The organism is Serratia sp. Ae19-1 (genome assembly GCF_059801225.1).
The window spans coordinates 76,782-93,040 of sequence record NZ_JBCHWD010000004.1 but is presented as its reverse complement, the minus strand read 5'-3'; the positions used below and the strand labels follow the sequence as shown (position 1 = coordinate 93,040).

Here is a 16,259-nt window from a genome sequence, read left to right as displayed (position 1 = left end):
CAAAGTTCTGGCCCCGAACGGGGCCAGAATGAGGGATTAACTGCGTTTGCTCGGCTTGCTCGGTTTACCCGGCTTGCTGCCCGGCGCACTGCGGCGGCCGCTGCCGGCTACCTGTGAGTGACGCTTGACCGCGCGACGGATCTGGTTAGCCTTCACGCGGCGGCGCTCGCGCTCGACCGGCATCTTGCTGACCGTTTCCGGTTTCAATTCAACCAGCTCACGCAGGTAGTTGATCGCCGCCAGGTCCAGCTCGGCCCAACCGCCGCGCGGCAGGCCTTTCGGCAGATCGATGTCGCCGTAGCGCACGCGGATCAGACGGCTGACCTGCACGCCCACCGCTTCCCACAGGCGGCGCACTTCACGGTTACGGCCTTCGGTCAGGGTCACGTTGTACCACTGGTTGAGACCTTCACCACCCTGGAAGCTGATGGTGCGGAAGGCGGCCGGGCCGTCTTCCAGCTGCACGCCCTTGCTCAGCTGTTTCACTTTCGCATCGTCCACCTGGCCGAACACGCGCACTGCGTACTCGCGTTCCACTTCGCGGCTCGGGTGCATCAGACGGTTGGCCAGTTCACCATCGGTGGTGAACAACAGCAGACCGGAGGTGTTGACGTCCAGACGCCCTACCGCCACCCAGCGCGAACCGCGCAGCTTCGGCAGGCGATCGAACACCGTCGGGCGGCCTTCAGGATCGCTGCGGGTACACAGCTCGCCTTCCGGCTTGTAGTAAGCCAGCACGCGGCAAACCACCTCTTCGGATTCTTTGATCGACAGGACATGACCGTCCAGACGAATTTTCATCGCCGGCGTCACTTCAACGCGATCGCCCAGTTTGGCGACCTTGCCGTCGACGCTGACGCGCCCGGCTTCAATCATGGTTTCGATTTCACGACGCGAGCCATGCCCGGCGCGCGCTAAAACTTTCTGTAACTTTTCGCTCATTGAGCAACCTCTAATGTCGCCTTCACAGGCGTCGGGGGGATAACCGCCGCGGCTGACCGCCACAGCGGTAATAATACGTTTATCAGGATCGAACCGCGCATTATACAGGCTTTCTAAGGTGTTGAAACCCACTTTATCGGCGGGGGCACCCTCGGGCGGCGTTCAATACGCCAAAAAATCCTCCACCGCCCACAGCACCGCGTCAGGCCGTTCCAGAATGCCGAGATGGGTGCGCGCCTCGCCTAAACGCACTACGGAGAAAAACGGCTGCTCGGCGGCAAACATCTGCTGCCGCCGCAGGTAGTCATCGCGGCGATCCAACGAGTAAATATGGCGGCACGGCGGCGGCACACTCATCCCCGCCAGGCGTTGCAGCGGCGAACCGAATTGCCGATAGGCCTGTTCGATGGCCACGCCGGCGGCGCGCCAAAGCCGGTAATCCTCCTGCGCCATCTCGACCTCCAGGTGGCGTTTAACCTCAACATGGTTGATTCCCCCCTGCCAGAAGTCAAACAAGGCGTCTCGCGCCGCCAGCCATTGTTGCGGCTGCTGCATGCGGCTTACCGCCGTAAAGAAAGCCGGCTCCGGCGGCGTCATGATCCAGTCGAGAAACACCATGCCGCGCACGCGCTGCGGCAACGCCTCGGCCAACGCCACCGCCAGCCAGCTGGCGTGCGCCACCGACAGAGTGACCACGTTGTCCAAATGCAGCGCCGTCAACAACTGACGCGCATCTTCCAGCAGATCGTCCGCCGTCAGCGACATCTCCGCCGCTTTTGACGACAGGCCGTGGCCGCGCCAATCGATGCTGATCACCCGGTAACGCTCGGCCGCCAGAGCGATGAACGGCTCGAACACGGTTTTCGGTTCACACCAGCCGGGCAGCAACACCAGCGTTATCGGCCCTGAGCCGATATCCTGATAGTCGAGCGTCACGTTGGCGCTGTGAAATACGGTCATGTTACCTCCTGCGCGTCTCTCCCCGACCCGTTCGGGGACTCTCGGGATGATAAGGTGACAGCGCAGCAGGCATTGATCTATTGAAGTTCGTGCGGAAAAGAACTCGAGCGCACCTTATGAAAAAATGCGCACCAATTGGAATAAGAAATTAATGACGCACACAGGGATAGGCAGCTGTCAGCGCCAGCATAATCACCGACGGCGCGGAATAATGCAGCTGCTCAGGATGTTCGTTTAAATATTGCATTACCGCGTCGGCAGCTACGCCAATGCTCATCCCGGCCGCCGGGCAGATATTGCGATTGCCCTGCATGGAATAGGTATCGAATACGCCGGCGACGTATCCCATAAACATGCCGCCATTCAACGCTTCCGCCACGGTGGCTTCGCCGCTTTTATTTTTTACGTAACCGCCGGATTCCGACAGCAAGGCGCTGCCTGAATAAAAACCCGCATTTGCCATTGAGGAAAATAATAAGGCCGCTAAAAAAGAAACCTGTTTAATCATTGTTGCGCATCCTGCCCATTATCAATTCTGAAGTATTCAAGAATAGCGGCTTTCACGCGAAGTCGCGTCGTTTCGGCCGATTTTCAGATAATGGGCAAGGTGGCAACAATTTACATCAGCGGAAAGGCGCCGCGTCGCCCGCCCCTTCGCGCACCACTTCTGGCGAGGATTCGGTCAGATCGATAACCGTAGTCGGCTGTTGGCCGAGGAAGCCGCCGTGGATCACCAGATCGACCACCTTACCCAAGTGATCGTTGATCTCTTCCGGATCCGACTCGGCAAAATCATTGCCCGGCAGCATCAGAGTGGTGGACATCATCGGCTCGTTCAACGCCTCCAGCAGCGCCAGTGCGATCGGGTTCGACGGCACACGCAGACCGATGGTTTTGCGTTTTTCATTCATCAGGCGGCGCGGCACTTCTTTGGTCGCTTTCAGAATGAAGGTGTAGTTGCCTGGCGTATTGTTTTTGATCAGGCGGAACGCCGTATTGTCAACGTGCGCATAGGTCGACAACTCGGACAGATCGCGGCACATCAAGGTAAAGTTGTGGTTGCCGTCCAATTGGCGGATGCGGCAAATGCGCTCCATCGCCGCCTTTTCTTCCAGCATGCAGCCCAGCGCATAGCCGGAATCGGTGGGATAGACGATCACCCCACCCTTGCGCAGCGCCTCTACCGCCTGGTTGATCAAGCGCGGCTGCGGGTTGTCTGGGTGAATATAAAAAAGCTGACTCATGACTTGCTCCTAAAATGATGCCCGCGCGCGTCGCCACGCGCGTAAAATCAGACCGCCTCGCCCGACTGCGGCCAATCGCGCCACACCGGCTCGACGCCGCCCGGCAACCATAGCTTGCGCCCCAGCTCGATCCACGAACAAGGCTGATGAAAATCAGAACCTTGCGAGGCCAACAGGCGGTAATCCTGCGCGTATTTGGCCAGCTGAGTGCGCTCGTGCGGCGCCTGCTGACACTGCGCCACTTCCATGGCGTCACCGCCGTGTTCGGCGAAATGCACTAACAGACGCTTCAACCACTTCGCGGTCAGATCGTAACGGCCCGGATGCGCCATCACCGCCTGGCCGCCCGATTGATGAATCGCATCAATGGCTTGTTCTATTGTACACCACTGCGGCGGCACATAGCCGGTTTTGCCCTTGGCCAGGTATTTCTTGAACACCTGCGCCATATTGTCCGCCACGCCGATCTCCACCAGGTAACGGGCGAAATGGCCACGGGTTACCGCGCCGCCGCCCGCCAGCCGCTGGGCGCCGGCATAGGCGTCGGGAATACGCGCTTTACCCAGCCGCACGCCGATCTCTTGCGCCCGTTGGTTGCGGCGTTCGGTTTGTGCCGCCAACAGCGACACCAGCGCCGGGTGCGCGACGTCCATGCCCAGCCCAACGATATGGATCTCATGATTTTCCCACAGCGTCGAGATCTCCACCCCGTTGACCAAGCGTAACGGCAACGCCTGTGCCGCAATGGCGGCGGCGGCCTCGGCCAGCCCGGCGGTGGTATCGTGATCGGTGATCGCCAGCACGCCCACGCGCATCTCAACCGCGCGCTGCACCAGCTGCGTCGGCGTCAGGTAGCCATCGGAGGCGGTCGTGTGGCTGTGGAGATCGTACAGAGTAAAAGCGATGGATTGAGGGTTACTGTCTGTCAAAACGGCTATCCGGCAATGGCTTGGCTTTCTATCATACCCACGATCGGCGGCCGGACGGAAATCTATTCTTCCCCCCAGCCGTAGGCGTCAGGCGGAGGATGAATAGAATTCACGCTGACCGCTAAAACATTGTGCAAAAAGAGGGTTGACTTTGCCTCGCCGAACCAGTTAACTAGTACACAAGTTCACGGCAACGGCCGTGTCGGATGAGAGTTAACAGAGAGAGTCTGCAAATGAACAAATACATTTCTCTTCACGGTTGGTGGCGTACCTCCCTCTTGCGGGCGGTGTAATCGCGCATAGCTGTCATCTGACAATGCAGATTTCCTGAGCCCGCACCTGATGCGGGCTTTTTTATGGACAGAATTCACTGGAACCACCGATGATGAACACCAAACCACAACTGACACTGCTGAAGGCGCAAGCCAGCTACCGGGGCGACCCCACCACCATTTTCCACCAGCTGTGCGGCGCGCGGCCGGCCACCCTGCTGCTGGAGTCGGCGGAAATCAACAGCAAACAGAATCTTCAGAGCCTGTTGGTGATCGACAGCGCGCTGCGCATCACCGCGCTGGGCCACACCGTCAGCGTGCAGGCGCTGACCGCCAACGGCGCGGCGCTGCTGCCGCTGCTGGACGAAGCGCTGCCGCCCGAGGTGCGCAATCAGGCACGCCCTAACGGCCGCGAGCTGACCTTCCCGACGATCGACGCGGTGCAGGACGAAGACGCCCGCCTGCGTTCACTGTCGGTGTTCGACGCGCTGCGCACGCTGCTGACGCTGGTCGACTCTCCGGCGGACGAGCGCGAAGCCGTGATGCTGGGCGGCCTGTTCGCCTATGACCTGGTCGCCGGTTTCGAAAACCTGCCGGCGCTGCGCCAGGATCAGCGTTGCCCGGACTTCTGCTTCTATCTGGCGGAAACTCTGCTGGTGCTGGATCACCAGCGCGGCTCGGCCCGCCTGCAGGCCAGCGTTTTCAGCGAACAAGCGAGCGAGACACAGCGCCTGCAGCAGCGTCTGGAACAGCTGCAGGCCGAGTTGCAACAAACCCCGCAGCCGATCCCGCACCAAAAGCTGGAGAACATGCAGCTGAGCTGTAACCAGAGCGACGAAGAGTACGGCGCGGTGGTCAGCGAGCTGCAGGAAGCGATCCGTCACGGCGAGATTTTCCAGGTGGTGCCGTCGCGCCGCTTCTCCCTACCGTGCCCGGCGCCGCTGGCGGCCTACCAGACCTTAAAAGACAACAACCCCAGCCCGTACATGTTCTTCATGCAGGATGATGACTTCACCCTGTTCGGCGCTTCGCCGGAGAGCGCGCTGAAATACGATGCGGGCAATCGCCAAATTGAAATCTACCCGATCGCCGGCACCCGCCCGCGCGGTCGCCGTGCCGACGGTTCGTTGGATCTGGATCTCGACAGCCGTATCGAGCTGGAAATGCGCACCGACCACAAAGAGCTGGCCGAGCACCTGATGCTGGTCGATCTGGCGCGCAACGATCTGGCGCGCATCTGCCAGGCCGGCAGCCGCTACGTGGCCGACCTGACCAAAGTAGACCGCTATTCGTTCGTCATGCATCTGGTTTCCCGCGTGGTGGGCACCCTGCGCGCCGATCTCGACGTGCTGCACGCCTACCAGGCCTGCATGAACATGGGCACCCTCAGCGGCGCGCCGAAAGTACGGGCGATGCAGCTGATCGCCGCCTCCGAAGGCACGCGCCGCGGCAGCTACGGTGGCGCGGTGGGCTACTTCACCGCCACCGGCGATCTGGATACCTGCATCGTCATTCGCTCCGCCTACGTTGAAGACGGCATCGCCACCGTGCAGGCCGGCGCCGGCGTAGTGCTGGATTCCATCCCGCAGGCGGAAGCCGACGAAACCCGTAATAAAGCCCGTGCCGTGCTGCGCGCCATCGCCACTGCGCACCATGCCAAGGAGGTGTTCTGATGGCCGATATCCTGCTGCTCGACAACGTCGATTCCTTTACCTACAACCTGGTCGATCAGCTGCGCGCCAGTGGCCACCAGGTAGTGATTTACCGTAATCAGATCGCCGCCGAGGTGATCATCGAGCGTCTGCAACAGATGGAACAGCCGGTGCTGATGCTGTCGCCCGGCCCCGGCACCCCTTCCGAAGCGGGCTGCATGCCGGAACTGCTGCAGCGTCTGCGCGGCCAACTGCCGATCATCGGCATCTGTCTCGGCCACCAGGCGATCGTCGAAGCCTACGGCGGCCAGGTCGGCCAGGCGGGTGAAATTCTGCACGGCAAAGCCTCGGCGATCGTTCACGACGGTGAAGGCATGTTCGCCGGCATGGTCAATCCGCTGCCGGTGGCGCGCTACCACTCGCTGGTCGGCAGCAACATCCCGGCCGACCTCACCGTCAACGCCCGTTTCGGCGAGATGGTGATGGCGGTGCGCGACGACCGCCGCCGCGTGTGCGGCTTCCAGTTCCACCCGGAATCGATTCTGACCACCCACGGCGCGCGCCTGCTTGAGCAGACCCTGGCCTGGGCGCTGGCGAAGTAATATAAGGAACACGACGATGCAACCTATTCTTGAGAAACTGTACCGCGCCGAGTCGATGAGCCAGCAGGAAAGCCAACAGCTGTTCAGCGCCATCGTGCGCGGCGAACTGGAGCCGAGCCAACTGGCGGCGGCGTTGATCAGCATGAAGGTCCGCGGCGAACGCCCGGAAGAGATCGCCGGCGCCGCCAAAGCGCTGCTGGACGACGCTCAGCCGTTCCCGCGCCCTGACTATCTGTTCGCCGATATCGTCGGCACCGGCGGCGACGGCACCAACAGCATCAATATCTCCACCGCCAGCGCTTTCGTGGCGGCGGCGTGCGGCGCGAAGATCGCCAAGCACGGCAACCGCAGCGTCTCCAGCCGCTCCGGCTCCTCGGATCTGCTGGCGGCGTTCGGCATCCGCCTGGATCTGCCGGCGGAAGAAGCGCGCAAGGCGCTGGACGATCTCGGCGTGTGCTTCCTGTTCGCGCCGCAGTACCACACCGGCTTTCGTCACGCCATGCCGGTGCGCCAGCAGCTGAAGACCCGCACGCTGTTCAACGTGCTGGGCCCGCTGATCAACCCGGCGCGTCCGCCGCTGGCGCTGATCGGCGTTTACAGCCCGGAACTGGTGTTGCCGATCGCCGAAACCCTGCGCGTGCTGGGCTATCAGCGCGCGGCGGTGGTCCACGGCGGCGGCATGGACGAGGTGGCGATCCACGCCCCGACGCACGTGGCAGAATTGAACAACGGCGAAATCAGCAGCTACCAGCTCACGCCGCAGTCCTTCGGATTGGAAACCTATCCGCTGGAAGCCTTGCTGGGCGGCACGCCGGAAGAAAACCGTGACATTTTGGCGCGGCTGTTACAAGGTAAAGGCGAGCCGGCGCACGCCGCGGCGGTCGCGGCCAACGTCGCGTTGCTTCTGAAGTTATTCGGACATGAAGACCTGCGCCAAAATGCGCGGCAGGCACTGGATATGATCAACAGCGGGCAGGCCTATGAGCGTGTCATCGCACTGGCGGCAAGAGGATAAATGATGCAGGAAACCGTGCTACACAAGATTGTCCGCGACAAAGCGCAATGGATCGCGGCGCGACAACAGCAACAGCCCCTGGCCGGCTTTCAGAATGACATCGTACCGAGCGAACGCAGCTTCTACCACGCGCTGCAGGGCACCCGGACGGCTTTCATTCTCGAATGCAAGAAGGCCTCGCCTTCCAAGGGACTGATTCGCGAGAACTTTGATCCGGTGGAGATCGCCTCGGTCTATAAAGATTTCGCCTCGGCGATCTCGGTGTTGACCGACGAGAAATACTTCCAGGGCAGCTTCGACTTCCTGCCGCTGGTCAGTCAAACCGTCAGCCAGCCGGTGTTGTGCAAAGACTTTATCATCGATCCGTATCAGATTTACCTGGCGCGCTACTATCAGGCCGACGCCATCCTGCTGATGCTGTCGGTGTTGACCGACGAACAGTACCGCCAACTGGCGGCGGTGGCCCACAGCCTCAATATGGGCGTGCTGACCGAAGTGATCAGTGAAGAAGAGCTGCAGCGTGCGATCGCGCTGGAAGCGCGGGTGGTTGGCATCAATAACCGCGACCTGCGCGATCTGAGCATCGACCTGAACCGCACCCGTCAGTTGGCGCCGCGCGTGCCGCACGGCGTGACGGTGATCAGCGAATCGGGCATCAACAACTACGGGCAGATTCGCGAGCTGAGCCACTACGCCAACGGCTTCCTGATCGGCAGCGCGTTGATGTCGGAACCCGATCTGCGCGCCGCCGTGCGCCGCGTGATCCTCGGTGACAACAAAGTGTGCGGACTGACTCGCCCGCAGGACGCCGCCGCCGCTTATCAGGCCGGCGCCATCTACGGCGGGCTGATTTTCGTCGGCCGTTCACCGCGCTATGTGGATATCACCCGCGCCCGTGAAGTGATCTCCGGCGCGCCGCTGAAGTACGTCGGCGTATTCTGCGACGCCCAGGTCGATACCGTGGCGTTGACCGTTGAGCGTCTCGGCTTGCAGGCGGTTCAGCTGCACGGTGCGGAAGACCAGGCCTATATCAGCGCCCTGCGCGCCCGTTTGCCGGCCGATTGCCGCATCTGGAAAGCGCTGAGCGTGAAAGATCGGGTGCCGGCGCGCGATCTGCAGCATGTCGATCGCTATCTGCTGGACAACGGCGCAGGCGGCACCGGCCAACGCTTCGACTGGTCGGTATTGCAAGGCGAAGACCTGACTAACGTCATGCTGGCGGGCGGCCTGCGCGCAGACAACTGCGTTGAAGCGGCCAAGCTCGGCTGCGCCGGTCTGGACTTCAACTCCGGCGTGGAAAGCGAACCGGGCATCAAAGATCCCGCGCGCCTGGCATCGGTTTTCCAAACCCTGCGCGCCTACTGAATATGGCTCTACATTAATAACGGATAATAACGGGAACTCTCATGACGCTGCTTAACCCCTACTTCGGCGAATTTGGTGGCCAATACGTGCCGCAAATTCTGATGCCGGCCTTGAAACAACTGGAAGAAGCCTTTGTCAGCGCTCAGCGCGATCCGGCGTTTCAGGCAGAATTTATCGATCTGTTGAAGAACTATGCGGGCCGCCCAACGGCGTTGACGCTGTGCAAAAACCTCACCGCCGGCAGCAACACCAAGCTCTATCTGAAGCGTGAAGATCTGCTGCACGGCGGCGCGCACAAAACCAACCAGGTGCTGGGCCAGGCCCTGCTGGCCAAACGCATGGGCAAAACCGAGATCATCGCGGAAACCGGCGCCGGTCAACACGGGGTCGCCTCCGCGCTGGCCTGCGCGCTGCTCGGCCTGAAATGCCGCATCTATATGGGTGCCAAAGACGTCGAGCGCCAGTCGCCGAACGTGTTCCGCATGCGGCTGATGGGTGCGGAAGTGATCCCGGTACACAGCGGCTCCGCCACGCTGAAAGACGCCTGCAACGAAGCGTTGCGCGACTGGTCCGGCAGCTATGAAACCGCGCACTATATGCTCGGCACCGCCGCCGGTCCGCACCCGTATCCCACCATCGTGCGTGAATTCCAGCGCATGATCGGCGAAGAAACCAAAGCGCAGGTGCTGGAGCGTGAAGGCCGTCTGCCGGATGCGGTCATCGCCTGTGTCGGCGGCGGCTCCAACGCCATCGGCATGTTCGCCGATTTTATCGATGACGCCGAAGTGGGCCTGATCGGCGTGGAACCCGCCGGTCTGGGCATCGAAACCGGTCAGCACGGCGCGCCGCTCAAGCATGGCCACGTCGGCATCTACTTCGGCATGAAAGCGCCGATGATGCAAACCGACGAAGGCCAGATTGAAGAGTCCTATTCGATCTCCGCCGGGCTGGACTTCCCGTCCGTCGGGCCACAGCACGCCTACCTGAACAGCATCGGCCGCGCAGAATACGTGTCAATCACCGACGACGAAGCGCTGGAAGCGTTCAAGGCGCTGTCGCGCCATGAAGGCATCATCCCGGCGCTGGAATCTTCGCACGCCCTGGCGCACGCGCTGAAAATGATCCGTGAAACGCCGCAGAAAGAGCAGATCCTGGTGGTCAACCTGTCCGGCCGCGGCGACAAAGACATATTTACCGTTCACGACATTTTGAAAGCACGGGGAGAAATCTGATGGAACGTTATCAGCAACTGTTCACGCGTCTGGAAAGCAGCAAGGAAGGCGCATTCGTCCCGTTCGTCACGCTGGGCGATCCCAACCCGGCGCTGTCGCTGCAGATTATCGACACCCTGATTGAAGCCGGCGCCGACGCGCTGGAGCTGGGCATTCCCTTCTCCGATCCCCTGGCGGACGGGCCGACGATCCAGAACGCGACGCTGCGCGCCTTCGCCGCCGGCGTCACCCCGACCCAGTGCTTCGAGATGCTGGCGGCCATCCGCCAAAAGCACCCGACCATTCCTATCGGCCTGCTGATGTATGCCAATCTGGTGTTCCATAAAGGCATCGATGCGTTTTACCAACGCTGCGCCGAAGTGGGCGTGGATTCGGTGCTGGTCGCCGACGTGCCGTTTGAAGAGTCTGCGCCATTCCGCGCTGCCGCCGCGCGCCACGGTATCGCGCCGATCTTCATCTGCCCACCGAACGCCGATGACGAGCTGCTGCGTGAAATCGCTTCGCACGGCCGCGGCTATACCTACCTGCTGTCGCGCGCCGGCGTAACCGGCACCGAAAGCCGGGCGCAGCTACCGCTGCATCATCTGGTGAACAAGCTGCGCGAGTACCACGCCGCGCCGCCGCTGCAGGGCTTTGGCATCTCCGAACCGGAGCAGGTAAAGGCCGCGCTGCAGGCCGGCGCCGCCGGCGCGATCTCCGGCTCGGCCATCGTCAAAATCATCGAACAGCACCATGCCAACCCGGCGGAGATGCTGGCTAAACTGGCAACCTTCGTCAGCGCGATGAAGCACGCCACCCGGGCATGATCCTCTTTGGCGAGCGCCCTGCCGGCGCTCGCTTTAACAGCTTGTTTCCCTTCAAAGTTTGTTCCATTTATTTACCGCAAAAATTTGAACAAACCGCCGTCTTGTCTCACAATGAACTTTGTTCGCTATGCATTTCTTCGTTTGATTTGGGGAATGCGCTCGCAGTGGCGATACACCGTCGCGAGTTTTAACCATAACATTGCATGGAGAGTAATTTATGAAGCTTTTTAAAACCCTTTCGGCCTTGTGCATGGCAGCCGTTGTGGCGGTCGCGGTGAGCGCTTGCGCGCCGACGGCAAAATCTGAGGGAACGGGCGGCTATATCGATGACACGGTGATCACCACCAAAGTGAAATCGGCGCTGCTGGCGGATAAAAACATTAAGTCGCGCGAGATCAGCGTGGAAACCTTTAAAGGACGCGTTCAGCTGAGCGGTTTCGTGACGTCCAGCGATGACGCCAACCGTGCGGTGCAGGTTACTCGCGGCGTTGCCGGCGTGAAATCCGTTGACAACGTAATGCAGCTTAAATAATACCGACAGGGAGGCCTTGCGCCTCCCTGCTTACGGCTTTGATCAGAAGCGGTAACCCGCCCCGAACATGAACACCCACGGATCCAGACGCGTATCGAAGCTGTGGTGCCCACCATTCGCATCGTTGAAGCGAGTTTTGGTTTCGATGTTCATCCACCACACCGACATGTTCAGCATCCAGTGTTCGTCCAGGTTGTAATCCAGACCGGCCTGCGCCGCCACACCCCAGGAGTCTTTCAGATCGAGGTTGCTCAACCCGGCGCTTTTACCGTAGTCGTTGAACTTCTCGTCGAAGAAGGTGGTGTAGTTAACGCCGACGCCCAGGTAAGGACGCAGTTTGTCCTGCTTGTCGCCGAAGTAGTATTGCGCCATCAGCGTTGGCGGCAGTTGGTGAACGGTCGCCAGATCGGTGCCGCCCAGCGTCACCTTGTGGCGGAACGGGGTTGCGGCCAACAGCTCAACGCCAATGTTGTCCGTCACCATATACCCGAAGGTCAGGCCGAGCTGGGTGTTGTTTTTCGCATCCAGCGAACCTAAGCCCAGCACGTTGTCCGACCCCGCATTCGGGCGTACCGTCGCGGTACCCGCGCGGAACAGGAAATCACCAGCCTGATGCGCACTTGCCAACATAGGCGCCATCATCGTCGCCAATACCACCAGAGTTGTCTTTTTCATTATCCATTCCATTTGTGTGGTTAATCTCTCGGGGAGGAATATACCTACTTTCGGGTATTTGTGATCCCATCGAGATCACATCTTATGTGTAAAAATTTAAAATCCCACTAAAAACAAGGTTACCTAACCGCTTAATAAATCAAGGATTGATCTGCATCAAAAAATCGATTTTGTTGTAAATTATCTACATGTTCAAATTTCAGTTGCGGAGAAAAATGCGGCTGAGGTAATTTCATTTTCCGTGTTGGTTTTGGTTGGTGCCGTAAGGAGTCGGCGGGCAATCAAGATGAGCGAAATCCTTAATCCCTGTGTCAGCTGCGGCGCATGCTGCGGTTATTTTCGAGTGTCATTCTATTGGGCCGAAGCCGAAGACGGCGGCGGCACCGTCCCTCTTTCCCTAACGGAGCCTTTGACCCCGTTCCTGCGCTGCATGCAGGGGACCAACAGCAAGTCCCCACGCTGTACCGCATTGGACGGCGAGATCGGCACCGCCGTGTCCTGCTCGATCTACCTCAATCGGCCCAGCCCGTGCAGAGAGTTCGATCAGTCCGGTGAAAACGGCCTGCGCAACGAAGCCTGCGATCGCGCTCGCGAACGTTACGGCCTGCCGCCGTTGCCGGTGCCCTTGCCGCTTTCGCTGCCTGAGACGACGATCGTTGAAGAAATAGGCGTAGTGCAATTCGCGGGGTGCCACAGCGGCGTGGAACAGGGTACAATCACCCACTGATTTATCTCTGTTTTCCCGACGCCAAGGAGTCTGCATGCCTATCACGGCCAACGCTTTGTACCGTGACAGTTTTAACTTTTTACGCAACCAACTGGCCAGCATCCTGATGCTGGCGCTGTTGACGGCGTTTATCTCCGTGCTGCTGAATCAGGCCTTCAGCCCCGATGCCGAACAGTTGGCGACGCTCGCTGCCACCACCAGCGATTTCGCCTCGTCTACCGGCATGGGCATTCAGGAAGTGATCCAGCAGATGACGCCGGAACAGCAGATGGTGCTGCTGAAAGTGTCGGCCGCCGCCACCTTCTCCGCCCTGGTCGGCAACGTGCTGCTGGTCGGCGGGATGCTGACGCTGATCCGTCTGGTGTCGCAAGGGCAACGCACCAGCGCCCTGCGCGCGCTCGGCGCTTCGGCGCCCGATCTGCCTCGCCTGTTGCTGCTGCTGTTTATCTGCACCCTGCTGATCCAGCTCGGCCTGACGCTGTTTGTGGTGCCGGGCGTGATCATGGCGATCGCCTTCGCGCTGGCGCCGGTGATCGCCTCCGTCGACAAAAAAGGCGTGTTCGCTTCGCTCAAGTTGAGCAGCAAGCTGGCCTTCGCCAATGCGCGCGTGATTGTGCCGGCGATGATGCTGTGGCTGGCGGCCAAGCTGCTGGTGCTGTTCCTGGTGAGCCATCTGTCGGTGCTGACGCCGAACGTCGCCAGCGTGGTGTTGACCGCGTTGAGCAACCTGGTGTCCGCCCTGCTGCTGATCTATCTGTTCCGTCTGTATATGCTGCTGCGCGGCTAAGGCCGGCGCCACCAAAACCCAAGGGGCACGCTTCGGCGCGCCCCTTTTTTGTTTACCCCGCCGTGGCGGCTTCCGCCTGCTCCTTACTCTGAATCAGCTTCAGCGCCAGATACAGGTCCGGCACCAAAATCAGCTCTTTGTCACGCCCCAATCGGTTGATGCGGAACCAGCGCGTCAGCTCGGTGCGGCGCCCCGCCAGTACCAGCTTAACGTTACGCTGCAATAAGTCGCGTTTCAGTTCGTCGATGGCCGCCAGTACGCTGATGTCGGCATGGGTAAAGCTGGCCACCGCGTCCACCACCACCCAGCGCGGCTGGAACGGCGTGCCGTCGACCAAATTGAGGATGCGGCGTTTAAAATACGCCACGTTGAAATAGGTTAGCGGCGAATTGAAGCGGTACATCATGACGCCAGGCACCGCCTTCACGCCATTGTTGTTGCCCATGGAATGGATCATGCCTTCGTCGTTGACCCCCAGCAGCTGTTCCGTCGGCCGGAAGACGGTGCGCAGAAACTGCATCAATCCGAGCAAGACCGCCAAGCCGATGCCGCTGATCACCCCCACCAGCAGCACGCTGAGGAAGGTAAACAGCGCCAGGCGGAAAGCCTGAGCGTTGCGACGGCGCAAGACCCAGATGCCGCGAATGTCCAGCAGCGACCAGGCCGCATACATCAGCACCACGCCCAATCCCGCCACCGGAATAAACTGCAGCGGCGCCATCAGGAACAGCAAGACGAAGGCGATTACCGCCGCGGCGATGATCGACACCAGCTGGCTCTTGCCACCGTTGGCGTCATTCACCGCGGTGCGCGAGTCCGCACCGCTGATGGCGAAACCTTGCGACAGCGCCGAAACGATATTCACCAGCCCCAACGCGCGAAACTCGGCGTCGGCGTTGACCTCATAACCGTTCTTGGCGGCGAAGCTGCGGGCAGTAAGCATCATGCTGACAAAGCTCACCACCGCCAGGTTGAGCGCCGGGATCACCATGTCGCGCAGCAAACCAGGCTGAAAGTCCGGCCACTGGACGATCGGCAACACGCCGCTGAAGCCACCCACCGTCACCACGCCATGCTGCTGCAAGCCGCCAGCCCAGGTAACGAACGCCGCCAGCACGATGGCGAACAGCGGCGCCGGCCAGTTAGGCCGCCATTTTTTGAATCCAAGCAGCGTCACCAACGTCAGCAGCGACACCACCATCGTCAGCCAATCGCTGTGCAGCAGGTTACTCGGCAGCGCGTAGATGCGTTCGATCAGCTGCGCCTGATGCACCGTGAACCCCAACACCTTGCCGATTTGATCGACGATAATGGTCAGCGCCACGCCGTTCAGCAGCCCGCTGAGGATCGGCCGCGACAGCAGATCCGCCAACGCCCCCAGCTTGAACCGGCTGGCCAGCAGGCACCATCCCCCCATCATGGCGGTCATCATGATGGTCAGTTGCCAATGGCGTTCCATATTGCCCGCCGCCAGCGGCGTCACCACCGCGGCGATCACCGCACAGGTGGCGGCGTCGGGCCCGACGATCAGCTGGCGTGACGAACCGAACAGCGCATAGGCCACCATCGGCAAGATACAGGAATAGAGCCCGACTACCGGGCTGACGCCGGCCAGCTCGGCGTAGGCGATGGCCACCGGCAAGGCGACGGCGGCAACGGAAAGACCGGCGCGAATATCCGGCTTGAGCCAACCGCGTTGATACCCCAATAAATGCGTCAAACCAGGCGTCAGGGCCTGGAGAGATTTCCACTGCATGCTGTTTTCCGCGGTAAATTATCTGGTTATTATGACACTTACTATGCGACCTGTGGCCGACTCTGGCAATGCAACCGTGCTTTCTTGCGTAAGTTTATGCAAATTCCTGCTTTCGCGGCAGAAATCCGCCGGCCAAACGCCGATAATCGGCAACGTCCGGCGGTACACAGAGCCCGCCGAATCCGGTATAGTCGGCCGATGAACAGATGATGGATTGATTTATGAAGCAGTTTCTTGATTTTCTCCCGTTGATTGTCTTTTTCGCTTTTTACAAGCTGTACGACATTTACGTCGCCTCTGGCGCGTTGATCGTCGCCACCGCGCTGGCGCTGGTGTTCACCTGGGTGAAATACCGCAAGGTTGAGAAGATGACGCTGATCACCTTCCTGATGGTGTTGGTGTTCGGCACTCTGACGCTGGTGTTCCACAACGATTTGTTCATCAAGTGGAAAGTGACGGTGATTTACGCGCTGTTCGCGCTGGCGCTTCTGATCAGCCAGTGGGTGCTCAAAAAGCCGCTGGTTCAACGCATGCTGGGCAAAGAGCTGACGCTGCCGGACAAAGTGTGGAGCAACCTCAACCTGGCCTGGGCGGTCTTCTTCCTGGCCTGCGGCCTGGCGAATATCTATGTCGCTTTCTGGCTGCCGCAAAGCGTCTGGGTCAATTTCAAAGTCTTTGGCCTGACGGTGTTGACGCTGGTATTCACCCTGCTCAGCGGTATCTATATTTACCGGCACATGCCGGCAGAACAGAAAAAATAGTT

General features: G+C 60.4%; 15 protein-coding genes, 1 pseudogene and 1 other annotated feature. Of the genes and pseudogenes, 9 read left to right on the top strand and 7 right to left on the bottom strand.

Annotated features, from left to right (window positions below):
• Positions 1 to 36 precede the first annotated feature (36 nt).
• The 5 genes from rluB to rnm form a co-directional block, all read right to left on the bottom strand.
• On the bottom strand, positions 37 to 942 hold the full coding sequence (gene rluB, locus AAIE04_RS13200; RefSeq protein WP_063918438.1) for a 23S rRNA pseudouridine(2605) synthase RluB: 906 nt from the start codon (positions 940 to 942) through the stop codon (positions 37 to 39).
• Between the two features lie 162 nt (positions 943 to 1,104).
• The gene (locus AAIE04_RS13195) at positions 1,105 to 1,902 is read right to left on the bottom strand and encodes an alpha/beta hydrolase (protein WP_498577095.1); all 798 of its coding nucleotides are present in this window, start codon (positions 1,900 to 1,902) and stop codon (positions 1,105 to 1,107) included.
• Between the two features lie 148 nt (positions 1,903 to 2,050).
• Complete coding sequence (locus tag AAIE04_RS13190; protein WP_019452706.1) at positions 2,051 to 2,410, bottom strand: Rap1a/Tai family immunity protein; 360 nt, start codon at positions 2,408 to 2,410, stop codon at positions 2,051 to 2,053.
• 115 nt (positions 2,411 to 2,525) lie between these two features.
• A complete protein-coding gene (locus AAIE04_RS13185; RefSeq protein ID WP_063918440.1) occupies positions 2,526 to 3,146 on the bottom strand; it encodes an L-threonylcarbamoyladenylate synthase in 621 nt (206 codons plus the stop codon).
• 47 nt (positions 3,147 to 3,193) lie between these two features.
• The gene (gene rnm / locus AAIE04_RS13180; RefSeq protein WP_498577094.1) at positions 3,194 to 4,075 is read right to left on the bottom strand and encodes an RNase RNM; all 882 of its coding nucleotides are present in this window, start codon (positions 4,073 to 4,075) and stop codon (positions 3,194 to 3,196) included.
• 254 nt (positions 4,076 to 4,329) lie between these two features.
• Positions 4,330 to 4,433: a sequence feature (Trp leader region), on the top strand.
• Positions 4,434 to 4,457: 24 nt separating this feature from the next.
• Here rnm and AAIE04_RS13175 point away from each other — a divergent pair.
• The 6 genes and pseudogenes from AAIE04_RS13175 to AAIE04_RS13150 all read left to right on the top strand — a co-directional run bounded on the left by AAIE04_RS13175 (position 4,458) and on the right by AAIE04_RS13150 (position 11,551).
• Complete coding sequence (locus AAIE04_RS13175; protein WP_019452709.1) at positions 4,458 to 6,020, top strand: anthranilate synthase component 1; 1,563 nt, start codon at positions 4,458 to 4,460, stop codon at positions 6,018 to 6,020.
• Positions 6,020 to 7,616, top strand: a pseudogene (trpD, locus tag AAIE04_RS13170) (bifunctional anthranilate synthase glutamate amidotransferase component TrpG/anthranilate phosphoribosyltransferase TrpD). The gene AAIE04_RS13175 and the pseudogene trpD overlap by 1 nt, the downstream one beginning before the upstream one ends.
• A gap of 3 nt (positions 7,617 to 7,619) precedes the next feature.
• Entirely contained in the window at positions 7,620 to 8,981 is a 1,362-nt protein-coding gene (gene trpCF / locus AAIE04_RS13165) for a bifunctional indole-3-glycerol-phosphate synthase TrpC/phosphoribosylanthranilate isomerase TrpF (protein ID WP_025159789.1), read from the top strand.
• Positions 8,982 to 9,022: 41 nt separating this feature from the next.
• Positions 9,023 to 10,213 (top strand): tryptophan synthase subunit beta, encoded by a 1,191-nt coding sequence (gene trpB / locus AAIE04_RS13160; RefSeq protein ID WP_049242960.1) that lies wholly within the window; start codon positions 9,023 to 9,025, stop codon positions 10,211 to 10,213.
• Positions 10,213 to 11,019: a tryptophan synthase subunit alpha gene (gene trpA / locus AAIE04_RS13155; RefSeq protein WP_063918443.1), complete on the top strand. Its 807-nt coding sequence runs from the start codon at positions 10,213 to 10,215 to the stop codon at positions 11,017 to 11,019. Before trpB ends, trpA begins: the two co-directional genes overlap by 1 nt.
• A gap of 217 nt (positions 11,020 to 11,236) precedes the next feature.
• Positions 11,237 to 11,551, top strand: a complete 315-nt coding sequence (locus AAIE04_RS13150) for a BON domain-containing protein (RefSeq protein WP_019452714.1) — start codon at positions 11,237 to 11,239, stop codon at positions 11,549 to 11,551.
• A gap of 42 nt (positions 11,552 to 11,593) precedes the next feature.
• Here the strand turns inward: AAIE04_RS13150 and ompW are convergent, their stop codons facing one another.
• The gene (gene ompW / locus AAIE04_RS13145; RefSeq protein ID WP_019452715.1) at positions 11,594 to 12,226 is read right to left on the bottom strand and encodes an outer membrane protein OmpW; all 633 of its coding nucleotides are present in this window, start codon (positions 12,224 to 12,226) and stop codon (positions 11,594 to 11,596) included.
• 286 nt (positions 12,227 to 12,512) lie between these two features.
• Here ompW and AAIE04_RS13140 point away from each other — a divergent pair, with 286 nt between their 5' ends.
• Both AAIE04_RS13140 and AAIE04_RS13135 read left to right on the top strand, forming a co-directional pair.
• A complete protein-coding gene (locus AAIE04_RS13140; RefSeq protein WP_025159790.1) occupies positions 12,513 to 12,953 on the top strand; it encodes a YkgJ family cysteine cluster protein in 441 nt (146 codons plus the stop codon).
• A 34-nt stretch (positions 12,954 to 12,987) separates the two neighbouring features.
• Positions 12,988 to 13,740, top strand: a complete 753-nt coding sequence (locus AAIE04_RS13135) for a YciC family protein (RefSeq protein ID WP_019452717.1) — start codon at positions 12,988 to 12,990, stop codon at positions 13,738 to 13,740.
• Between the two features lie 52 nt (positions 13,741 to 13,792).
• Here AAIE04_RS13135 and AAIE04_RS13130 read toward each other — a convergent pair whose 3' ends face one another.
• Positions 13,793 to 15,496: a SulP family inorganic anion transporter gene (locus AAIE04_RS13130; RefSeq protein ID WP_498577093.1), complete on the bottom strand. Its 1,704-nt coding sequence runs from the start codon at positions 15,494 to 15,496 to the stop codon at positions 13,793 to 13,795.
• 221 nt (positions 15,497 to 15,717) lie between these two features.
• On the opposite strand from AAIE04_RS13130, the gene AAIE04_RS13125 reads away from it, so the two are divergent.
• Positions 15,718 to 16,257, top strand: a complete 540-nt coding sequence (locus AAIE04_RS13125) for a septation protein A (RefSeq protein WP_019452719.1) — start codon at positions 15,718 to 15,720, stop codon at positions 16,255 to 16,257.
• The last annotated feature ends 2 nt before the right edge of the window (positions 16,258 to 16,259 follow it).